The sequence below is a fragment of the Pseudomonas sp. NFX1 genome, from assembly GCF_051123555.1.
GTDB classification, from domain to species: Bacteria; Pseudomonadota; Gammaproteobacteria; order Pseudomonadales; family Pseudomonadaceae; genus Aquipseudomonas; species Aquipseudomonas capeferrum.
Window position 1 is genome coordinate 2,314,206 of sequence record NZ_CP169366.1, and the last position, 20,621, is coordinate 2,334,826.

At 65.8% G+C, this 20,621-nt stretch carries 16 protein-coding genes; 3 read left to right on the top strand and 13 right to left on the bottom strand.

What is annotated here, in order from left to right; genetic code table 11:
- Positions 1 to 33 precede the first annotated feature (33 nt).
- The 9 genes from DJ563_RS10085 to DJ563_RS10125 form a co-directional block, all read right to left on the bottom strand.
- Positions 34 to 1,641, bottom strand: coding sequence for a 5-guanidino-2-oxopentanoate decarboxylase (locus DJ563_RS10085; protein ID WP_434519415.1), 1,608 nt, complete (start codon positions 1,639 to 1,641; stop codon positions 34 to 36).
- Positions 1,634 to 3,751 (bottom strand): acetate--CoA ligase family protein, encoded by a 2,118-nt coding sequence (locus DJ563_RS10090; RefSeq protein ID WP_274099548.1) that lies wholly within the window; start codon positions 3,749 to 3,751, stop codon positions 1,634 to 1,636. Before DJ563_RS10090 ends, DJ563_RS10085 begins: the two co-directional genes overlap by 8 nt.
- 18 nt (positions 3,752 to 3,769) lie before the next feature.
- Positions 3,770 to 4,930, bottom strand: coding sequence for an acyl-CoA dehydrogenase family protein (locus tag DJ563_RS10095; RefSeq protein ID WP_274099549.1), 1,161 nt, complete (start codon positions 4,928 to 4,930; stop codon positions 3,770 to 3,772).
- A 27-nt stretch (positions 4,931 to 4,957) separates the two neighbouring features.
- Complete coding sequence (locus tag DJ563_RS10100; protein ID WP_434519416.1) at positions 4,958 to 5,752, bottom strand: enoyl-CoA hydratase/isomerase family protein; 795 nt, start codon at positions 5,750 to 5,752, stop codon at positions 4,958 to 4,960.
- 221 nt (positions 5,753 to 5,973) lie between these two features.
- The gene (locus DJ563_RS10105; RefSeq protein WP_047580965.1) at positions 5,974 to 7,377 is read right to left on the bottom strand and encodes an amino acid permease; all 1,404 of its coding nucleotides are present in this window, start codon (positions 7,375 to 7,377) and stop codon (positions 5,974 to 5,976) included.
- Between the two features lie 220 nt (positions 7,378 to 7,597).
- Positions 7,598 to 9,856, bottom strand: a complete 2,259-nt coding sequence (locus DJ563_RS10110; RefSeq protein WP_434519417.1) for an ATP-binding protein — start codon at positions 9,854 to 9,856, stop codon at positions 7,598 to 7,600.
- Positions 9,853 to 10,635: a substrate-binding periplasmic protein gene (locus tag DJ563_RS10115; protein ID WP_434519418.1), complete on the bottom strand. Its 783-nt coding sequence runs from the start codon at positions 10,633 to 10,635 to the stop codon at positions 9,853 to 9,855. Before DJ563_RS10115 ends, DJ563_RS10110 begins: the two co-directional genes overlap by 4 nt.
- Complete coding sequence (locus tag DJ563_RS10120; RefSeq protein ID WP_274099553.1) at positions 10,632 to 11,348, bottom strand: response regulator; 717 nt, start codon at positions 11,346 to 11,348, stop codon at positions 10,632 to 10,634. The genes DJ563_RS10115 and DJ563_RS10120 overlap by 4 nt, the downstream gene beginning before the upstream one ends.
- 74 nt (positions 11,349 to 11,422) lie before the next feature.
- Complete coding sequence (locus DJ563_RS10125) at positions 11,423 to 12,067, bottom strand: TetR family transcriptional regulator C-terminal domain-containing protein (RefSeq protein WP_033698782.1); 645 nt, start codon at positions 12,065 to 12,067, stop codon at positions 11,423 to 11,425.
- A 130-nt stretch (positions 12,068 to 12,197) separates the two neighbouring features.
- On the opposite strand from DJ563_RS10125, the gene DJ563_RS10130 reads away from it, so the two are divergent.
- Positions 12,198 to 12,944: an enoyl-CoA hydratase gene (locus tag DJ563_RS10130; RefSeq protein ID WP_274099554.1), complete on the top strand. Its 747-nt coding sequence runs from the start codon at positions 12,198 to 12,200 to the stop codon at positions 12,942 to 12,944.
- A gap of 339 nt (positions 12,945 to 13,283) precedes the next feature.
- Here DJ563_RS10130 and DJ563_RS10135 read toward each other — a convergent pair whose 3' ends face one another.
- Genes DJ563_RS10135 through DJ563_RS10145 form a run of 3 tightly spaced genes read right to left on the bottom strand, consistent with a single transcriptional unit; the run spans position 13,284 to position 17,456 of the window.
- Positions 13,284 to 14,339 carry a lipocalin-like domain-containing protein gene (locus DJ563_RS10135; RefSeq protein ID WP_274100593.1) on the bottom strand — a complete coding sequence of 352 codons (1,056 nt, stop codon included), beginning with the start codon at positions 14,337 to 14,339 and terminating at the stop codon, positions 13,284 to 13,286.
- A complete protein-coding gene (locus tag DJ563_RS10140; RefSeq protein WP_274100592.1) occupies positions 14,329 to 16,791 on the bottom strand; it encodes an ABC transporter permease in 2,463 nt (820 codons plus the stop codon). The genes DJ563_RS10135 and DJ563_RS10140 overlap by 11 nt, the downstream gene beginning before the upstream one ends.
- On the bottom strand, positions 16,788 to 17,456 hold the full coding sequence (locus DJ563_RS10145) for an ABC transporter ATP-binding protein (protein ID WP_434519419.1): 669 nt from the start codon (positions 17,454 to 17,456) through the stop codon (positions 16,788 to 16,790). The genes DJ563_RS10140 and DJ563_RS10145 overlap by 4 nt, the downstream gene beginning before the upstream one ends.
- A gap of 245 nt (positions 17,457 to 17,701) precedes the next feature.
- On the opposite strand from DJ563_RS10145, the gene DJ563_RS10150 reads away from it, so the two are divergent.
- Complete coding sequence (locus DJ563_RS10150) at positions 17,702 to 18,769, top strand: Rieske 2Fe-2S domain-containing protein (RefSeq protein ID WP_434519420.1); 1,068 nt, start codon at positions 17,702 to 17,704, stop codon at positions 18,767 to 18,769.
- A 12-nt stretch (positions 18,770 to 18,781) separates the two neighbouring features.
- A complete protein-coding gene (locus tag DJ563_RS10155) occupies positions 18,782 to 19,732 on the top strand; it encodes a PDR/VanB family oxidoreductase (RefSeq protein WP_274100695.1) in 951 nt (316 codons plus the stop codon).
- Positions 19,733 to 19,738: 6 nt separating this feature from the next.
- On the opposite strand, the gene DJ563_RS10160 is transcribed toward DJ563_RS10155, so the two are convergent.
- Entirely contained in the window at positions 19,739 to 20,452 is a 714-nt protein-coding gene (locus tag DJ563_RS10160) for a GntR family transcriptional regulator (protein WP_186661318.1), read from the bottom strand.
- Positions 20,453 to 20,621 lie beyond the last annotated feature (169 nt).

The following is a 20,621-nucleotide window of genomic DNA, read 5'->3' on the forward strand; positions in this document are numbered from 1 at the left end:
GGGGTTTCTCTTGTCATGGGTAATGCGCCGCTGTCAGCAGACGCAGGTATGTTTGAGTTCGATAAAGGTCACGCCTGGCGTGGCGAAGCCGCAGGCCAGGTCTGCCTGCAAGGCATCCAGGTCGCGCGGCTGGCGCACTGCGCAGCCAAATGCGCGAGCCAGGCCGATGAAGTCGGGGTTGCGCGGCAGCACGCCAACCGGCTCGATGTCCAGGCCAAGCATGTCGTCACGGATCTGCCCGAGGGCATCGTTGTTCCACAGCAGCACCACCAGCGGCCGGTCCAGTTCCTCGACGGCGGTGGCCAGCTCCTGGGCGGTATAGAGGAAACCGCCGTCGCCGACCAGCACCAGGCCGGGGCGGTGGTCAGTGGCGAACATGCCGCCGATACCTGCCGGCAGGCCGTAGCCTAGGGTGCCGTAACCGGTGGGGTGCAGCCAGCTGCGCGGCGCCCGGCTGGCAAAGGCGTAGTTGCCGGTGTAGGCCAGTTGGGTCATGTCGCTGCTGATGAAGGTGTCATCCGGCAGCACCGCTTCGATGCGATCGAGGATGGCCTGGTGAATGGCCTGCAACGGCGCATGCCCGTCACGGATGGCCTGGCGCAGGGCGGCCACCGTTGCGATGGCCTGACGAGGGTCGCGATCGCCCTCGGGCAAGGACGCCAGCAAGCCGTCGAGGGTCTGCCGCGCATCACCGTGCAGGGCCACGGCGCAAGGGTAGAAGTCGTTGAACTTGCGCGGGTCGATGTCCACCCGCAGCAACTCGCCATTGACCGGCAGGTGCTCGCGCCAGAAGTCGGTGTCGGCCATTTCGGTGCCCACCGCCAGCACCACATCGGCTTCGCTGATCAGCTGCCAGCCTGGCGCCACGCACAGGCTCGAACCGGCATTGAGCGGCGCCTCGGGAGGCAGCAGGCCCTTGCCGGCGACGCTGGTGAACAGCGGCGCGGCCAGGCGCGTGCTCAGCTGCTGAAGTTGTTCGGCAGCGCGCAATGCACCGCCGCCGGCGATGATCATTGGCCGTTTGGCTGCGGCCAGCTTCAGCGCGGCCTGGCCCAGCGTGGCCTGGTCGGGCTGGCCCCGCCCTGGCCGGCGCACCACCTCGTCGCTCCAGTCGCGGGCAACGGGCGCGGCCAGCACGTCCAGCGGCACCGAGATGTGCACCGGGCGCGGGCGTTCGCTGTCGAATACCGCCCAGGCACGGGCAATCAGCCCGGGCAGGTCTTCGGCGCCCAGCGCCACAGCGGAAAACGCCGTGATCGGCGCAGTCATGGCGCGCTGGTCCTGGGTTTCATGCAGGCAGCCCCAGCCTTTGCCCAGGCTGGCCGTGTGGTTGACGCTGGAAATCACCAGCAGCGGGATCGAGTCGGCATAGGCCTGGCCAATGGCGGTGGCGGCATTGGTCACACCTGGGCCGGTGATGACGAAGCACACCCCCGGCCTGCCGCTGACCCGGGCATAACCATCTGCCATGAAGCCGGCGCCCTGCTCATGCCGGGTCAGCACATGGCGGATGCCACTGCCGGGCAAGCCGCGGTACAGCTCCAGGGTATGCACTCCAGGGATACCAAACACGGTATCCACCCCGTAGCTGGCCAGCAGCCGTACCAGCGCCTGGCCGGCAGTCATCGGGCGCTCATGCATGTTGATCTCCTTGCAGCTGGCCGAGGCGGATCAGCGCATCGACCGCAGTGGTGCCGTGGGCACCAACCATCAATGGGTTCACATCCAGTTCCAGCAATTGCCCGGCGTTTTCACAGGCGTAGTCGGCCACGGCGCGGATCGCCGCCACCAGTGCCTCCAGGTCGGCCGCCGGGCGGCCACGGAAGCCTTGCAACAGGCTGGCGCTGCGCAGGCCCAGCAGCGCGGCGCGGATGGCGCTGTCGGTGGTCGGCAGCAACAGGCTGACGCTGTCCTTGAGCAGCTCCACCAGCACGCCGCCAGCACCGATCACCAAGGCCAGGGCGAAATCGTTTTCACGCTTGATACCGACGATCAGCTCGGCCAACGGCGGCGGCGCCATGGGTTCGAGCAGTATCTGGTCGAACGGCACGCCTGGCGCATAGGCGCCGATGCGCTCGCGCATCTGCACCAGGGCGGCCTGCAGCGCCGCTGCATCACGCAGGTTCAGCGCCACCGCACCGGCTTCGGTCTTGTGCGGCAACTGCGCACTGACGGCCTTGAGCACCAGTGGGTAGCCCACCCCGGCAGCATCGTCCAGCGCGCGTTCAGGGGTACTCAGCACACCGGCCGGCACCGGCAGGCCAAAGGCGCTCAGGGCTTGTTTGGACTGCCATTCATCCAGCAGACGGCCAGCGCCTTCGAGGGGCTGTGGGCTCAGCGGTAGCTGCGCCGCCTCGCCTTGCTCCAGCAGGCGCTGGCGGCTGCGTTGATACGCCACGATCCGCCCCCACGCCGCCAAGCCATCTTCAACCCCTTGCAGCGCAGCGATGCCGCGCGCATGCAGACGTTCACGGGCGGCTGCCGGCAACAGCTCGGGAAACGCCGAGGTGACGAAGCCGATCTTGCCGTGGCGCTCCAGCGCATCGCAGTACAGCGCCAGCAACAGGTCGCATTCCTTGCGCTCGCCGGTGAACTGCGCCGGGTAGTCGAGCACCAGCATGGCCGCATCCGCCGCGCCGCACAGGCTGCTGTCGAGCATGCGTTGCAGGGCCGCCTCATCGCCCCAGATCGCGGTGGTGAAATCCAGCGGGTTGACCAGGTTGGCGTAGGCCGGCAGCACGTGGGCCAGCGCGGCGACCTGCCCCTGCTCCAGGCTGGGCAGGCTCAGCTGGTTGCGCTCGGCGTAGTCGGCGATCAAACCGGCGTCACCGCCCGAACAGGCCAGCGCGAGCAGCCGGCCATCGCCAGGCAGGCGGCCGCAAGCGGCGGCCTTGAGCGTCTCGACGAAGCTCACCGGGCCACTCACGCGAATCACGCCCAGGCGCTGGAACAGGCTGTCATACAGGGCATCGGAGCCAGACAGCGAGCTGGTGTGGCTGAGCGCCAGTTCCGCACCGATCTGCGACACGCCAGTCTTCAGGGCAATGATCGGCGTGCCCTGCTGCAGCGCCTTGTACGCGGCGCGGGCAAAGCCGGGCACGTTTTTCAGGCCCTCGAGGTGCAAGCCGATGGCGGTCACCCGTGGGTCGTCGAGCAGCACGTCCATCAGCTCGGCCACGCCCAGCTGCGCCTGGTTGCCGACCGACGCCATGTAAGCCACCGGCAACGAACGGTCGCTCATGGACAGGTTGTAGGCGAAGTTGCCGCTTTGGGTGAGGATCGCCACGCCCTTCTCTACCTGCTTGCCGCCATGGGCCACCGGCCACAGGGCGGCGCCGTGCAGGTAGTCGAGCAGGCCATAGCAGTTGGGGCCGAGCAAGGCCATGTTGCCGGCCGCCGCCAGCAAGCGCTGCTGCAGCAGGCGGCCTTGCTCGCCGCTCTCGGCAAAGCCCGAGGCATAGCAGATGGCACCCCCGGCACCGAGGGCGGCCAGCGCCTCGACGCAGTGCAGGGTCAGCTCGCGGTTGGTGGCGATGAACACCGCGTCAGGCGCGCAGGGCAAGTCCGCCACCTGCGCCACACAGGGGATGCCCTCGAGGCTGGCGTGCTGCGGGTTGACCAGCCACAGCGGGCCGGCAAAGCCACCTTCGGCACAGCGCTTGAGGGCCCGGGCCATGCTGCGCCCGCCCACGAAGGCCAGGTGCCGTGGCGCCAGCAGGCGCTTGAGGTTGTCACGAATCGAATGCGACATGCTGATTCTCCAGGGCGATCAACGCAGCAACGGGCGCAGCAGTTCGCGGGCAATGATGTGCCGCTGGATTTCCGAGGTGCCCTCCCAGATCCGCTCGATGCGGGCGTTGCGCCAGATGCGTTCGACCGGCCCTTCGTCCATCAGGCCCATGCCGCCAAAAATCTGCACGGCTTCGTCGGCGACCTTGCCCAGCACTTCGCTGGCGAACAATTTGGCCATACCCGCTTCGCCATCGGTCATGTTGCCTTGGTCCATCTTCCAGGCGGTGTGCAGGGTGAGCAGTTCGGCGGCGCGGATCTGCGTGGCCATGTCGGCCAGCTTGAACGACACGCCCTGGTAGCTGCCGATGGGTTGGCCAAACTGCTTGCGGTCGGCAGCCCACTGCAGCGAGGCGTCCAGTGCGCGCTGGGCTTGGCCGACGCAGTTGGCAGCGACCATCACGCGGCCGGCAGTAAGCCAGGCGTTGGCCACTTCCCAGCCCTTGCCGACCTCGCCCAGCACCTTGCTGGCCGGTACCCGGCAGTCGTCGAAGAACAGCTCGTAGGTGTGATAACCCCGGTTGCTCACGCACTTGGGCCCGCGGCGGATGGTCATGCCGGGGGTATCCCGGTCGACCAGCAAGGCGGTGACCGCATTGCGCTTGCGCCCGTTGTGCTCGTAGGTGTCGGTGACCGCGAAGACGATGGCGAAGTCGGCATGGCCGGCGTGGCTGATGAAGTGCTTGCTGCCGTTGATCACGTAGTCGTCGCCCTGACGTACGGCGCGGGTCTTGATGGCGTTGGCATCAGAGCCGGCGCCGGGTTCGGTCAGGGCGAAGCAATCGGTCTTTTCACCCTGCACGCACGGCAGCAGGTAATCGGTGATCTGTTGGTCCTTGCAGGCCATAAGGATTTTCGAGGGGCGCGCGACGAACACGTGCAGTGCCCAGGAAACCTTGGACAACTCGCGCTCGATCAGTGCCTGGGACAGGTAGTCGAGGCCACCGCCGCCGACTTCCTCGGGCATGTTGAAGGCGTAGAACCCGGCGGCGATGGCCTTGCCGCGGATCTGCGCGGCAAGCTCCGGCGACACGGCGTCGGCGCGGTCTACCGCGTCTTCATGGGGCAGCAGTTCCTTGGCCACGAAGCTGCGTACCGCTTCCACCAACATTTCTTGTTCTTGGGTCAGTTGGAAATTCATCTGCGAAGGTCCTGGAGGGGGAACGGGTTATTGGCCGACGAAGTGTGGCGGGCGGCGTTGCACCGAGGCCGTGAGCGCCTCGGCGCCGTCCTGGCTACGCCCGCACAGCAAGCCGGCCTGGCGCTCGGCCTCGAGCTGCTCGGCCAGGGTGCGTTGCGCGCCCTCGCGGATCAGCCGCTTGGTCTGCGCGTAGGCGAAGGTCGGGCCGTTGGCCAGGAGGCCGGCCAGTTCGGCAGCCACTGCAGGCAATTGCTCGTCGGCGCAGACCTCGCTCACCAGCCCTGCCGCCAACGCGCGTTCGGCGCCCCACAGCTCATCGAGGAACAACAGCCGTTTGGCTTGCTCGCTGCCGATCAGCCGTGGCAGGTGCCAGCTGGCGCCGGCGTCGGGGCTGTAGGCCATGCTGGTGTAACCGGCCTTGAAACGGGCCGAGGCGGCAGCGATGCGCAGGTCGCAGCACAGGGTCAGGTCCATGCCGCCGCCGACGGCGGTGCCATTGATGGCGGCGAGGGTGGGTTTGTCGAGGGTGTGCAGGCGCAGCATCAGGGCGTGGGCAGTCTCGGTCCAGCCGTAGCTTTCCAGCGCGCCCCGGGCTTCGGCTTCGGCCCACTCGGCAAGGTCGGCACCGGCGCAGAAGCTGCGCCCGCTGCCGGTCAGCACCACCACGCGTACAGCCGGGTCGCTGTTACAGGTGTCCAGCAGGGCATGTAGTTGCTTGAGGGTGGGGATGTCCAGCGCGTTGCGCTGTTCGGGGCGGTTGAGGGTGATCCAGGCAACGCCGGCTTCGACCTTGCTCAACAGTGACGATGACGGGGTAGTCATGGGGGCCTCTCGGTATTGTTGTTAGGGGTGGAAAGCTTGACGAGGTGATACTAAACGAGTGTTCAACAAGGTGGAGTGGGTTGTTACAACTTTGCACAACTCGGGTTTTTGCGGTGAGCTGTGAGATAGCGGGGGGCTGCTTTGCAGCCCTTTCGCGACGCGAGGCCGCTCTTACAGACGACCGCGTTCTGTTGGAGGAGCGGCCCCGGCAGACCCAAGCCCTACCCCACACTCGGCGCCAAGGCCCCCTGGCGCCGACGGTTCACCACGAAATACGCCGCATAGCACAGGGCAATGAAGCCAAAGCCCCAATACAACGACGGCCGCTGGGTCTCATCCATGGCCAGGAACACGAACAGCGAGCAGCACAGGGTGATGCACAGCAGCGGCACCAGCGGATACAGCGGCGCCTTGTACTTGAGGTCCTGCAGCTGCCCACCATCGCGCAGAAACGCCTTGCGGAACCGGTACTGCGCCAGGGCGATGACGATCCAGGTCACCGTGCCAGACATGCCACTCACTGCCATCAGCACCATGAACAAGGTGTCGGCGGCGATGAAGCTGGTCATCAGCGACACCAGGGCAAAGCACAGGGTGATGCTCAGGGCACGCAGCGGTACACCGCGTTTGCTCAACGGCGACAGGCTTCTGGGCGCCATGCCCGTCTTCGACATCGCCCAGAGAATGCGCGTGGAGGCATACAGCCCGGAGTTACCCACCGACAGGATGGCGGTGAGGATGACGAAGTTCATCAGGTCGGCCGCATAAGGAATGCCGACCATGTCGAACACCTGCACGAACGGGCTTTCCATCAAGCCGGCCTGCTCGTAGGGCACGATGGCCGACAGCACGGCAATCGCCAGCACGTAGAAGATCAACACGCGGAACACCACGTTGCGCACGGCGCGGGGGATGCTCTTTTCCGGGTGCTCGGTCTCGCCGGCCGCCACGCCCATGATTTCGCAGCCCTGGAAGGCATACACCACGGTCATCATCACCGCGAACACCGCCGACAGCCCGTGGGGGAACACCGACTCGCCCATCAGGTTGTTCAGCATCGGTGCCGGCGCCCCGCTGTTCAGCGGGATGGCGCCAAAGATCACCAGCAGGCCGATCACGATGAAGCCGAGGATGGTCGCCACCTTGATCCCCGAGAACCAATACTCCGCCTCGCCAAAGGCCCGCGTGGCCAAGGCATTGAGGCCGAACAGCACGACCACGAACAACGCCGACCAGTACCAGATCGGCACCTCGGGGAACCAGCGGGTCATCAACATGCCTGCAGCGGTGAACTCCAGGCCCACGGTGGTGGCCCAGCTCATCCAGTACACCCAGCCGATCATGAAGCCGGTGGCCGGGCCGATGAACTTGGTGGCATGGGCCTGGAACGAACCGGAGACCGGCATCTGCACCGACAGCTCGCCCAGGCAGACCATCACCAGGTACATCAACAGCCCCGCCACCAGGTAGGCCAGGATCGCGCCCATCGGCCCGCCCTGGTTGATGGTCACGCCCGAGCCCATGAACAGACCGGTGCCGATCACGCCGCCCAGCGACAGCATGAAGATGTGCCGGCTTTTCAGCGCGCGGGTAAGCTGGATCTTGCCTTCGTGGGTGTCAGTCATGGCGCACCCCACCGTTGCAGGGGGTGCGTGGCAACGCGGGCGCGCCGCTTACAAGCGTTGGTTCAAGGAGGGGCTGAGCGCTACGGCATGTCATTATTGTTATCTCCAATAAGCCTCATGGACCGCGTGCAACACGGTTGCCATCGATTATTGGAAACGGATGTAAGGTGCCGTTGTACGAACCGCTCGAAGATGTAAAAAGTCGTAAGTTTTTTGTACGTCAGCGCTGGGTCAGCTGTTGCAGGGTCGTGCGGGCCTGTTCCAGCTGGGCTGTCAGCGGCTCGCCGAGCGCCAGCAGCGCCTGCGCGTCGTGACGCTGCGCTGCCGCCTCAAGGCGGCGCAACAGCGCAGCCAGGCCGGCAAAACCCAGGGAATCGCAACTGCCCGCCAGGCGGTGCGCCAGGTGCGACACCTCTGTGCAGTCCATGGCCTGCAGGGCATCGGCCAACGCGGTAGCGTGCTGCTCGAGCGACTGGCGCAACACCGCCAGCAGGTCCTGAAGCTTCTGCTCACCGAGCAAGCTGCGGTGGGTTTGCAGCAGCGACCAGTCCATGCCCGCGCCATCGGCAGGCGCGGCCACCTCGGCAGGCGCCGCCTCGGCCAAGGCCTGGCGCAGCTGGCCCAGCCGCAGCGGCTTGGCCAGTACGCCCTGCATGCCGGCGGCCAGGTAACCGGGCACCTGCGCTGGCTGCACCCCGGCGGTCAGCGCCAGGATGCGGCTGTCACGGTTTGGCCCTGGGGTAGCGCGGATACGCCGGCACAACTCCACCCCGTTCATGCCGGGCAAGTGCACGTCCAGCAGGATCAGGCCGAACCGCCGCTGGGCACAGGCTTGCAGGGCTTGCTCGGCGTCCTCGGCAAAGCACACCTGGTGGCCATCGCGGGCCAGCAAGCCGCCCACCACCTCGCGGTTCAGCGCCACGTCCTCGACCACCAGGATATCCAGGCTGGCCGAGGCCACGTGAGCATGCTCACGGGCGACTGCAGGCTGCCCACGCGCCATGTCGAGCTCGAACCAGAAGCAACTGCCCTGCCCTGGCACGCTGTCCAGGCCTATGCACCCGCCCAGCTTTTGCACCAGGTGCTTGCAGATCGCCAGGCCCAGGCCGGTGCCCCCGTAGCGCCGTGCCACGGCTTCGCTGGCCTGGATGAAGCGGTCGAAGATCTTCGCCTGCATGGCCGGTTCGATGCCGATGCCATTGTCACTGACCGACACCCGCAGCCGCTGCCCGCGTTCATCGCTGGCCAGCACCTGCACCCTCAGCGTGACCTGGCCGTGCTCGGTAAACTTGATGGCGTTGGCCAGCAGGTTGCTCAGCACCTGGCGCAGGTACTGCTCGGCGCCGTGCTGGTGCTCGGCCAGCTGCCCGTCGATCGCCACGTGCAGCGTATCGCCACGCGCCAGGGCCATGGGTTCGAGCAATGCCAGCACCTCCCCGCACAGCTGGCGCAGCGAGAAAACCAGCGTTTCGGCGTGGCTTTCACCCTCTTCCAGGCGGGCAAAGCAAAGCACTTCGTCAAGAATGGCCAGCAGCCCTTCGCCGGCCTTGTACAGGGCCTCCAGGCGTTGCCGGTCGGCTGCGTCGAGCCGGGCCCCACGCAGCAGTTCGGCCATGCCCAGAATGCCGTTGAGCGGCGTGCGCAACTCATGGCTCATGGTCGCCAGAAAGCGCGACTTTGCCAGGTTGGCGGCTTCAGCCTCGTCCTTGGCCCGGGCCAGGCTCGCCGTGCGCCGCTCGACCATGGCCTGCAGCTCATCGCGCTTGCCCTGCAGCGCCAGGCGGTCGAGCTCGCGGCGCTCGATGTCGCTGAGGATAGCCCGGCGCATATCGTCCAGCGCATGGGCCACCGTGTCGATCTCGTCCGGGCGCGCAGAGCGGCGCCGGTCCAGGCGCAGCGGCTGCTGCCAATGCCCGGCACCGATGCGCCGGGCAAATTCGGCCATCACTTGCAAATGCCGCGTCACCAGGCGGTAGAACAACCCCGACAGCGCGACGGCCAGGCCACACAGGAAAACGCCCATCCACAGCAGGCTGGCCAGGCCTGTGGCATACAGCCGCCGGTGCACCGCACCCAGGTCGATGCTGACCTCCAGTTCGCCAAGGTGCCGCGCCGGCCCCGAGGGCGGCTGGTAATCCAGGGGGAAGCGCTCGATGCGCAGGGGCCCCTTGGGCTCGGCATCACCGCGCAACAGGGTGAAGTCATCGCTGACCAGTCGTACCCGGGCCACATCGGAAAAGTCCACCAGGCCACGCAACTGCACATCCAGTTGCGCTTCGTCGAGGTCCCACAGGCTGCGCTCGAGGCTCGCCAGGTAACCGGCGCGGATCAACGCCATGCGCGCTTCGATATCGCGCATCTCACGGCGGTATTCGAAGTACAACTGCACAGAGCTGGCCAGCACGGTGAAGCACAGGCTGAACAGCAGGATGAACAGCAGCAGGCGCCGCAGCAGGCCATCGGTGCGCAGGCGGATCATCGCGCGTCCGCCGGCAGGTCGATCATGTCGCGGTAGGTCACTTCGCTCTGCTCCAGCCAACGGTCGATCTCGCCGGCTTCGCGCATGCGCTGCAGTTGACGGTCGATCTCGTCCATGTGCTGGCTCAACGGTGATTGCCGCGACACCGCAACGCGCAGGTAGTCCACGCTCAGGGCGGCGGGCAAGGCGCGGATGTCTACGGCGCCGGGCAGGTGCTCGATGAACAGCTCACCGGTGCGCCGCTCCTGAATCACGAAGTCGATGCGCCCACGGATCAGCTTGCCGAAGTTCTGCTGGCTGGACGAGACCCGCTCGATGTTGTGGTGACGGGCGACGAAACGGTCGAATTCGGCGCCATAGCTTTCACCGTAGAGCAACCCGCCACGGTACCGGGCCAGGTCTTCCAGGTGCTCGAATTGCACGGGCCGACGGCGGTTGTAAAACACCGCCACTTCCTCACGGATCACCGGCACCGAAGAAAACCGCATGCCTTGGTCACGTTGGTCGCTGTCGTAGGCCAGCACCACATCCACCCGCCCGGCGGCAACGTCCATCAAGCAACGCTTCCAGTTGCCCAGCACCACGGTCTGCACGTCTCGGCCCATCCGCGCGAACAGCTCACGGACCACCGTTGGCGCCAGGCCGCGCACCTGGTGGCCGTCGCTCCAGGAAATTGGCGGGTATACCGGGTAGTCGCAGTAGCGCACCGGCTCGACGGCTGCGGCCTGCACGCCTGGCAGCAGCAAGGCCAGGGCAAGCAGGCGGCCGAGGGTGTTCACGCCGCCACACTGGCAGTGAACAGGTAACCGGTACCATGGATGGTGATGATCAGCTGCGGCTCGGCCGGGTCGTCGTGCAGCTTGCGGCGCAGGCGGCCGACCAGCACGTCGATGGAACGGTCGTTGGGCATCCACTCACGGTTGCGAATCTGGTCCATCAGCTGGTCGCGGCTCAAGGTATGGCCACTGTTGCGCAGAAACACGCTGAGCAACTGGAACTCGCCGTGGGTCAGCAAGGTTTGCCCGCCACGGGGGTCGATCAGGCGCCGGCGGTCGGTGTCCAGCGCCCAGTCGGCAAACTGCTTCAGCGATTGTGCGCAGGTGGGGGTTGGGTGCACCTCGCGGGCATGACGCACGCGGCGAATCAGGTTTTTGGCGCGCGACACCAGCTCACGGGGGTTGAGCGGTTTCATGATGTAGTCGTCGGCGCCGCACTCCAGGCCGACGATGCGGTCGATGTCGTCGTTGCGCCCGGTGATGAGGATGATGCCGACCTCCGAGCGCACCCGCAGCTCGCGGGTCAGGGTCAGGCCGTCCTTGCCGGGCAGGCGGATGTCCAGCAGCACCAGGTCGACGTCCTGGCTGCCAAGCAGCGCCTCGGCCTTTTCGGCGGTGTCGGCACAGTGCACGTCGTAGCCTTCCTGGGACAGATAGGCCTGCAGCAAGTCACGAATAAGCGGATCGTCATCGACGATCAATACCCGAGGCGTCATTGCGTGTCGTCTCTTTTTTTATTGGTTTGGTCTACACACTCGCGACAGCAGCGTACTCGTTACTGAACGGGCGATCAACAGCCCTCGGGCAGGCGGAAGCGTTGCCGCCCACCGGCCTGCAAGCCATCGACCCAGGCCTCGCAGATCTGCACGCCCTGGGCCGGGGTGAAGGTGCCGGGGTTCAGACCCGATTCGAGCCACAGGCCATCGAGCAAGGCGCTCAGGCTGATCGCCGCCAGGTCGGCGTCAAAGCCCTGCCAGCCCTCTTCCACGGCCAGCGTGGCAAGCAGCCGGCTCAGCTCGTTGCGGTATTCGCCATACGAGTGTTCATGCACCTGGTTGATCGCCTCGGCGGTCTTGACGGCGCCCCAGAACGCCAGCCAGGCATCGAGCAGCTGCGGGTCGAGCAGTTCGGCGCAGAACGAGGCGCGGAAGAATGCCGACAGCCGCTCGCGGGCCGTGGGCGCGGCCTGGGCCATGGCTTCGCGCAACAGGCCCATGACCCGCCCGGTGACCGCCATGTAGGCTTCGGCCACCAGTTCGTCCTTGCCGGCATAATGGTGGCTGATCAGCCCCACCGACACCCCGGCCTCGGCGGAAATCTTGCGGATCGAGGCCCCCTGGAAACCATGGCGTTTGAGGCAGACCAAGGTCGCCTCGACCAGGTTGGCCTTGCGCAATTGCGGCAGCATGCGGTGGTAGCGGGCTTCCTGGCTCATCGGCGGTTCTCGGGCGGTTGACGGGGCTGAACGACTGTACAACAAGCCGAACGCCATGATAAACCCTGATGGCCACTGCCCGGCGGTTACACTTTCCCGGGCCCACCCACAACAACAAAAAGCGGCTGCCATGAACGACCTGATCACACGCGAACTGGACCAGGGCCTGCTGACCCTGACCTTCAACCGCCCCGACAAGCTCAATGCCCTGAACATCGCCATGTACCGCCAGTTTGGCGACCTGCTGCTGGCGGCGGGTGAAGACCCGCAGGTGGAGGCGATCCTCATCACCGGGGGCGCGCACTGCTTCAGCGCCGGCAACGACCTGCGCGATTTCCTCGACAACCCGCCCAGCGACAGGGACAGCCCGGTGTTCCGCCTGATGCGCATTGTCATGGGCCTGGAGAAGCCGCTGATCGCTGCGGTCAGTGGCGCGGCGATCGGCATCGGTGCCACCCTGCTGCTGCATTGCGACCAGGTGCTGGTCAGCCGTTCGGCGAAGCTGCGCATGCCGTTTGCGCCGCTGGGGGTATGCCCGGAGTTTGGTTCCAGCCTGTTGCTGCCACGTATGCTCGGGCACGCCCGCGCCGCCCGCTTGCTGATGGCCAACGAGCTGCTCGATGGCGAGCGGGCGGTGGCCTGGGGCTTGGCCAATGAGCTGCATGACGATGGCGAGCAGTGCCTGGCGGCTGCACGGCAACTGGCACGGCGCCTGCAGGGTTATCCGCAGGAAGCGTTGCGGGTCAGCAAGCGCCTGCTCAAGGATGGGCTGCGTGAGGCGCTGGAGGCGACTGTGGAGCGGGAGAGCCAGTTGTTTATCGAGTGCTTGCGCACGCCTGAGGCCAGGGCGGCGTTGCTGGGGTTGGTCAGGGATTGAGGATCGGGCGCTGATCTGAAGTGCATGGCTTGGTTTTTCTAGGGCCTGTGCCTTGAAGCGCATGGCTTGATTTTTCTGGCGCCTGTGAGATCGAGCGCCGCCCGCGCGGCGCATCGCGAGCGAAGCTCGCTCCTACATTTGTTTCGGGCCAGTGAGGCCTGTGGCATTTGCGCGCGACCGCCTTGTTTATACGACACGATATTAAGGCGGGCGCCAATGCCCCCCAGGAACGAAACAAATGTAGGAGCGAGCTTCGCTCGCGATGCGCCGCGCGGGCGGCGCTCGATTTCACAGGCGCAAAAGCCCTCAAGCCCCCCCCAAACTCACGCTAAATCCCCCCTAATACCCCGTCATCTCCAGATACCCCCGCCCCCCCACACGCCCCTGCAAGCGCACCGGCCCTTCCCAATAAGCAAACCGTGTCCGCATCCAGGCACGCGGTTCCACGGCATCAGCCCGCACATCAACCCCATACTCCACCACCCGCACCCGCCAACGCGTCGGTACCGCCCTACCGTCTTCCTGCCGATTCCAGGCCAACGCCTCCAACTGAATCTGATCCCCCCGCAGCGCCACCACCTCTCCCTGCGGGCTGACCCACGTCCCCGCCCGATACGGCAATCCCCCGGTGTCGCGCACCTGGAACAGCATCAGCTTCGCACCACTGTCCAGGTGCAGTGAAAACCAGTCCCACCCCGTCTGCCCGGCAGCCAGCGGCTGGCTGCTCCATTCCCGGTCAAGCCAGGCCTGGCCGGTCACCGCAATGCACTGGCCATCACGCTCTACCTCACCGCTGACCCGATAAAACGGCTGACTGTAGTAATACGAAGCTTGACCCTTGCCCGACTTTTCGCTGTAGCCCTGGCTGCCGTGCAACACCAGCGGCCTGTCACTGCGCAGGCTCAGGTCGTAGCGAAAGCCTTCGCCGGCAGCCTTCATCTGCAACCCCGCGATACCCTCGTGCCCCTGCAATGACCAGTCATTGATCCAGGCCCGGAACGGCTCGGCCACCACGCCTGCCTGGCCGACACCGCCGCGCGCCAAGGTCTCGCCAGAACGATGCCCACCTGGCCCGGTCAAGGCCGCGTGCCCCATCCACAGGTTCGGGCTGTTCCAGTCGCGGGTCTCGGGCCCTGGGCGCAGCGCCGAACGGAACAGCGTCCACTGCGCCCCCCAGTCACGGCCCTGGCTATCCTTGAGGTTCGCGGTGACGTACCACCACTCGATGCGAAAACCATCGTGGGCCCCGTGATCACGCGGGAACACCAAGGGGTGATCACGCGTCACCTGGTTGAACCCGCTAACCTGCTGTCCCAGCCCGGCAAAGCTCTCGGGCGCAGGCTCATCACACCCACACAGCAACAGGCACAACAGCACAGACGCGCTACGTTTCATCGGCAAACTGCCTCAACAAATCGCTTGGCTGACGCCGCGCCAGTTGCCACAACGGCCAGGCGCTGGCCAGCAGGCTGGTCAGGATGCCCAGCACGGCCAGTTGCATCAGTTGCGCAGGGAAGACATACAGCGGCAATCGCCAGCCGAACGCCTGCACGTTCACCACCGCCACCAGGCACCACGCCAGCAAAACCCCTACCGGGATCGCCAGCAGCACGGTAAGGCTGCTCAGCATCAGCGTCTGGCCCAAGCTCAGCCAGACCAGTTGCCTGCGGCGCACCCCCAGTGCCCAAAGCGGCGCCAGCTGGCCCAACCGGCTCTGGCCCAGGGTCAGCAGGTTGATGAACATGGCCACGCCAGCAACCCCCAGCGTGAGGCTGTTGAGGGCCGCGGTGGCGGCGAAGGTACGGTTGAACACGTCAGTCGACCAACCCTTCAAGCGCGACTGCTCGACCACGCGGCTGTCGTCCAGGGCAAAACGCTGCTGCAGCGCGACCTTGAGGGCCGGCAAGTTCGCGGGGGCGATATCCAGGCTCAGGCCGGTCAGCGTTGCCTGCGGCCAGTGCTTGCGCAGCCAGTCGGCATTGACCAGCACATGCCCCTTGGGGTTGCCGTAATCGGCATACACCCCCACCACCGTCATGGGCGGCGCGCCATCGGTTGCCAGTGCCAGGGTATCGCCCACGCCCAGGCCGAGGCGGCGGGCCAACTGCTCGCTGAGCATTACTCCCTTGCCTTGCGCCAATTGCTGCCAGGCCTGCGCGTGCTGCTCCAGCAAGGGCCAGCGGCTGCGGTAGGCCGGGTGGTCGACAACCCCCTGCACCTGCACCGGCCAACCCTGCAGGCGCGTTTCCACACGCCAGCCTGGCAGTACCACCTTGGCCGCAGGTTGCTGCTGGAGCCATTGGTACATCTGCACACCTTGCGCAGTATCCCGGGGCGTCACGTAGAGATCGGCGGCCAAGCGCAGGTCAAGCCAGCCGACAAAGGTCTTGCGAAAGCCTTCGGTCATGCTGCCCACGCCAACACTGGCGGCCAGCGCAAGCAGCAAGGCCATCAACGCCAGGCTCAACGCGGGCAACTGTTGGCGGCTATCGGCGATGAACCACTGCGACAGGGGCCGACGGCGCCCGCGCGCGGCCCAGGCCAATACACCGTCGAGCAAGGCCGGCAACACCAGTGCCGAAGCCAGCAGCAGTGCCGCCACCGTGACAAATGCACTGACCAGGCCCTGACCCAGTTGCCAACCGCCCAGCATCACCAGCAGCAAAAATACCGCCAGCCAGCGCTGGCGCCTCAACCAACGGCCTTGTGCCAGCCGCCAGGCCTGGGGTTGCGCAAGCGCCAGCAACGGCAGGCGGGCGGCCTGCAGCACACTGCCGACCCCGGCCAGCAGCGCCCCCAGCACACTCACCAGCACCCCCGCCAACCACCACCACGCCGGCAGGTGCAACGCTGCGCCAACCTGTGCGCCATACAGGCCACGCAAGCTGGCTGCGAAGTCCGGCAGCAGCAGCGCCGCCAGCCCATAGCCGCTGGCCACCCCGGCCAGACCGCCCAGCACGGCGAACAGCCCCAGCTCCAAAGCCAACCCAAACAACAGGCTGTGCAAGCTGACACCACAGGCACGCAGGCTTCTGATCAGATTGCGGCGTTGCTCCAGTGCCAGGCCAATGGCGGCATGCGCGATAAACAGCCCGACCACGAACGCCAACAGGCCGAGGGCGGTCAGGTTCAGGTGAAAGCTCTCGGTCAGCCGCTGCAAGCCACCGTCGTCACTGGGGGGTTGCATTTCGAGCTGCGCGGCAATATCTGCAGGCAGTGGCTCGACAGGCCCCGTCAGCAACAGCCGCGACAGCCGCCCAGGCGCCTGCAGCAAGGCTTGGGCATGGCCGATGTCGACCACGATCACGCCTGGCGCCAGCTCCGGCTTGAGCACAAAAGGCGGCAGCACCTGCCCCTCACTGCTCACGGCCTGGTCGGTAACGGCCTTGCCCAACTGGCGCAAGGTATCCGGCCCTACCCAGGCTTGCCCCGGCGTACCGATAAAGGCCTGCAGATCGAAGTCTGCCGCCCGCACACCGGCAACGGCGGTGGTCGATGGCAGGCTCAGTGGCTCGATACCCACCAGCCGAACACTCACGGGCTGCTCCCCGGCAAACCGCAACCGTCCTTCCAGCACCGGGGCAACCGGCCAGCCCAACTGGCGCAATTGCAGGTACAGCGCCTGATCGAACCGCTCCCCCTCACGCGGCACCAACTGCGCTTGCAGCGGCCCCGCCAACACCGCACTGGCGCGCGCATAGTCGCTGCGCGCCTGGGTGTTGAGCGCCTGGACACCGGTCCATAGCGCAGTGGCCAGCCACAAGCCGGTAAAAATGCTGAAGCACTGCACGCGATGACGCTGCCAATGGCTCAACAGCGCCCGCAAGGTGAGCATCAGCGGGTTCATGGGCCGTGCTCGTCGCGCACACGGCCAGCTTGCAAGTAGCAGCAATGCGCCAACCGCGCTGCCAGGCGCTGGCTGTGGGTCACCATCAATACACTGCTGCCGGCCTCGGCCACCAGTTGCAGGAACAGGCCCAGCACCTCGTCGCTGCTGGCTTCGTCCAGGCTGCCGGTGGGCTCGTCGGCCAGCACCCATGCGGGGCGAGCCGCCAGGGCGCGGCCGATGGCAACCCGCTGCTGCTGGCCGCCGGACAACTGCTCGGGGTAACGCGTCAACAGCTCGGCCAGGCCCAGACGCGCAGCCAGGTACGCCAGCCAAGGCCGATCATGCCGGCCGGCAAGCCGTGCCTGAAAAGCAAGGTTCGCCCCCACATCCAGGCTGCTGATCAGGTTGTACTGCTGAAACACCAGGCCGATACCTTCGCGTCGCCAGCGCGCCAGGGACGATTCCGAGCGGCTATCCAGCGGTTCACCGTCAATCAGGATGCGCCCACTGTCGGCACGGTCCAGCCCGGCAATCAGGTGCAGCAACGTGCTCTTGCCACTGCCGGACTCGCCCATCAGCGCCAGGCTGCTGCCACGCGCCAGGCACATGTCGATGCCCTGCAGCACCGGCAGCAGGCCTTGGGGCGTGATGAACGACTTGTGCAGTTGCTCGACCACCAGCATCGGGAGTGTTCCTCGTGGCGCCACCTCGCAAGCGGTGGCTGAGTGCCCCCTTAGGAATAGCACAGCCAGGCACTACAACCGCCAGGCAACGAATTAATGGATCCACAAATAATAAACCAAGCCCATCAAGGTTCGATAATCGCCCATAAAGCGGCGAATTACAGGCTTATTAATTTGACCAAACCATCAGGCGCCCTATTTAATGGATCCATTAAATAAAAACAATCGCTACTCCGGAGAGCCTCATGTACCCGAGAAACACTTGGTATGTCGCCTGCACCCCTGACGAAATCGCCGACAAGCCGTTGGGCCGGCAAATCTGCGGGGAAAAGATCGTGTTCTACAGAGGCCACGAGAACCGGGTGGCGGCGGTGGAAGATTTTTGCCCGCACCGCGGCGCGCCACTGTCGTTGGGCTATGTCGAAAACGGTAACCTGGTGTGTGGCTATCACGGCCTGGTGATGGGCTGCGACGGCAAGACTGTCGAGATGCCAGGCCAACGGGTCAGGGGCTTCCCCTGCAACAAGACCTTTGCCGCGGTCGAGCGCTATGGCTTCATCTGGGTCTGGCCGGGCGACCAGGCACAGGCGGACCCAAGCCTGATCCCCCATCTGGAATGGGCGGTAAACGATGACTGGGCCTATGGCGGCGGGCTGTTCCACATCGGCTGCGACTACCGCCTGATGATCGACAACCTCATGGACCTGACCCATGAAACCTACGTGCACGCCTCCAGCATCGGCCAGAAGGAAATCGATGAAGCACCGCCCGTGACCACCGTCACCGGCGATGAAGTGGTGACTGCACGGCACATGGAAAACATCATGGCACCGCCGTTCTGGCGCATGGCCCTTCGCGGCAACGGCCTGGCCGACGATGTACCGGTGGACCGCTGGCAGATCTGCCGCTTCACCCCGCCCAGCCATGTGCTGATCGAAGTCGGCGTGGCCCACGCGGGCAAAGGTGGCTATCACGCCGACGCGCAGCACAAGGCATCCAGCATCGTGGTCGACTTCATCACCCCCGAAACCGACACCTCGATCTGGTACTTCTGGGGCATGGCCCGCAACTTCGCAGCGCAGGACCAAGCGCTGACTGCAAACATCCGCGAGGGCCAGGGCAAGATCTTCAGTGAAGACCTGGAAATGCTCGAACGCCAGCAGCAGAACCTGCTCGCCTCCCCCCAGCGCAACCTGCTCAAGCTCAACATCGATGCCGGTGGCGTGCAGTCGCGCAAGATCCTCGAGCGCCTGATCGCCAACGAGCGCATGCCCCAAGCCGAACTGATCGCGACCAGCGCAAGCCCAGCCTGACGAGGAACGGACATGATCGATGCCGTAGTGGTTTCCCGTAACGACGAAGCACAAGACATCTGCAGCTTCGAACTGGCCGCCGTCGATGGCAGCCTGCTGCCGCCCTTCAGCGCCGGCGCACACATCGACGTGCACCTGCCCGAAGGGCAAGTTCGCCAGTACTCGCTGTGCAACCACCCCGAAGAACGCCACCGCTACCTGATCGGCGTGCTCAAAGACCCGGCCTCACGCGGCGGTTCGCGCAGCTTGCACGAGCAGATCCACAACGGCGCCCGCCTGCGTATCAGCGCACCGCGCAACCTGTTCCCACTGGCCCAGGGCGCCCGCCGCAGCCTGTTGTTCGCAGGCGGTATCGGCATCACCCCAATCCTGTGCATGGCTGAGCAGCTGGCCGCCAGCGGCGCGGATTTCGAACTGCATTACTGCGCCCGCTCCAGCGATCGCGCAGCCTTCGTCGAGCGAATGCGCGGCGCCGCCTTTGCCGATCGCCTGTTCGTGCATTTCGACGAGCAACCCGAGACCGTGCTGGACATCGCCCAGGTGTTGGCCAACCCGCAAGCCGATGTGCACCTGTATGTGTGCGGCCCGGGCGGGTTCATGCAGCACGTGCTGGAAAACGCCAAGGCGCAGGGCTGGCAGGAGGCGTGCCTGCACCGCGAATACTTTGCCGCCGCGCCGGTCGATACCCAGGGCGATGGCAGCTTCTCGGTCCAGCTGAACAGCACCGGCCAGGTGTTCGAAGTGCCCGCCGACCAGAGCGTGGTGCACGTGCTTGAACAGCACGGCATCGCGATCGCCATGTCATGCGAGCAAGGCATCTGCGGCACCTGCCTGACACGCGTCCTGTCCGGCACGCCCGAGCATCGCGACCTGTTCCTCACGGAGCAGGAGCAGGCCCTGAACGATCAGTTCACGCCCTGCTGCTCGCGGTCGAAAACCCCGCTGCTGGTGCTTGACCTCTGAGGGGCCTCACGTCGAGGGCAGGATGACCTTCATGCGCGCGTCGGCCGTTGCCGCGCCGAAGGTCTCGGCATAACGCAAGGTGGCATTGGCGTGCTCGCGCATGATGGCTTCGGCGCGGGCACCCTGCCTGCTGACCAGGGCATCGAACACCGAATGGTGCTGCATGTGGGCGTAGTTGAAGCGCCGGTATTCACGCGCCAGGTCATGGCGGTCCACTGCCAGGGCGGTGACCGAGGCGAACGGAAGGTGGTCATTGCGCGCCAGGGCATCGGCGATCGCCGGGTTGTGGCTGGCTTCGACGATCACCTGGTGGAAGCGCATGTTGAGGTCATGGTAGGCCTGCAGGTCCTCTTCGGTGACGAAGCCTTTGCCGAACAGCTGGTCGCCTTCGACCAGGCAGCGCTGCAGCGCCTCTTGTGCTTCGGGGGACAGGCCACGCTCTGCCGCCTGGCGGGCGGCCAGGCCTTCGAGCACACCGCGAACCTCGACTGCGCCGGCGATGTCGTCTGCGCTGACCGAGCGCACCTGAAACCCACGCCCGCCAAAGCGCACCAGCAAGCCTTCCTGCTCAAGGGTGCGGAATGCCATGCGCACCGGCATGCGCGAAACACCGAAGCGTTCGGCGGTGGGGATTTCCATCAGACGCTCGCCGGCGGCCAGCTCGCCGGAGGCGATCATCTTGCGTAGCGTAACCAGCACCAATTGACCGGGCTTGCTCATCCAGGCAGTTTCCAGAGACGTGGGCGGCCATCTTAGCGTAATGGGAAAGCTTGTGGATCGCCTGGGGTGTGGCTGAGGGCGCGGAGGTGCTCGCCTTGATGCATTGGGTGGTTTTGAGATCGAGCTCCGCGCGGGCGGCGCTCGATCTCACAGGCGCCAAAAGCCTCAA

What these genes read in the sequence shown, in the direction of transcription:
- DJ563_RS10085 (WP_434519415.1), bottom strand. Translation starts at nt 1,641, where the DNA reads ATGCATGAGCGCCCGATGACTGCCGGCCAGGCGCTGGTACGGCTGCTG.
- DJ563_RS10090 (WP_274099548.1), bottom strand. Translation starts at nt 3,751, where the DNA reads ATGTCGCATTCGATTCGTGACAACCTCAAGCGCCTGCTGGCGCCACGG.
- DJ563_RS10095 (WP_274099549.1), bottom strand. Translation starts at nt 4,930, where the DNA reads ATGAATTTCCAACTGACCCAAGAACAAGAAATGTTGGTGGAAGCGGTA.
- DJ563_RS10100 (WP_434519416.1), bottom strand. Translation starts at nt 5,752, where the DNA reads ATGACTACCCCGTCATCGTCACTGTTGAGCAAGGTCGAAGCCGGCGTT.
- DJ563_RS10105 (WP_047580965.1), bottom strand. Translation starts at nt 7,377, where the DNA reads ATGACTGACACCCACGAAGGCAAGATCCAGCTTACCCGCGCGCTGAAA.
- DJ563_RS10110 (WP_434519417.1), bottom strand. Translation starts at nt 9,856, where the DNA reads ATGATCCGCCTGCGCACCGATGGCCTGCTGCGGCGCCTGCTGCTGTTC.
- DJ563_RS10120 (WP_274099553.1), bottom strand. Translation starts at nt 11,348, where the DNA reads ATGACGCCTCGGGTATTGATCGTCGATGACGATCCGCTTATTCGTGAC.
- DJ563_RS10125 (WP_033698782.1), bottom strand. Translation starts at nt 12,067, where the DNA reads ATGAGCCAGGAAGCCCGCTACCACCGCATGCTGCCGCAATTGCGCAAG.
- DJ563_RS10130 (WP_274099554.1), top strand. Translation starts at nt 12,198, where the DNA reads ATGAACGACCTGATCACACGCGAACTGGACCAGGGCCTGCTGACCCTG.
- DJ563_RS10135 (WP_274100593.1), bottom strand. Translation starts at nt 14,339, where the DNA reads ATGAAACGTAGCGCGTCTGTGCTGTTGTGCCTGTTGCTGTGTGGGTGT.
- DJ563_RS10140 (WP_274100592.1), bottom strand. Translation starts at nt 16,791, where the DNA reads ATGAACCCGCTGATGCTCACCTTGCGGGCGCTGTTGAGCCATTGGCAG.
- DJ563_RS10145 (WP_434519419.1), bottom strand. Translation starts at nt 17,456, where the DNA reads ATGCTGGTGGTCGAGCAACTGCACAAGTCGTTCATCACGCCCCAAGGC.
- DJ563_RS10150 (WP_434519420.1), top strand. Translation starts at nt 17,702, where the DNA reads ATGTACCCGAGAAACACTTGGTATGTCGCCTGCACCCCTGACGAAATC.
- DJ563_RS10155 (WP_274100695.1), top strand. Translation starts at nt 18,782, where the DNA reads ATGATCGATGCCGTAGTGGTTTCCCGTAACGACGAAGCACAAGACATC.
- DJ563_RS10160 (WP_186661318.1), bottom strand. Translation starts at nt 20,452, where the DNA reads ATGAGCAAGCCCGGTCAATTGGTGCTGGTTACGCTACGCAAGATGATC.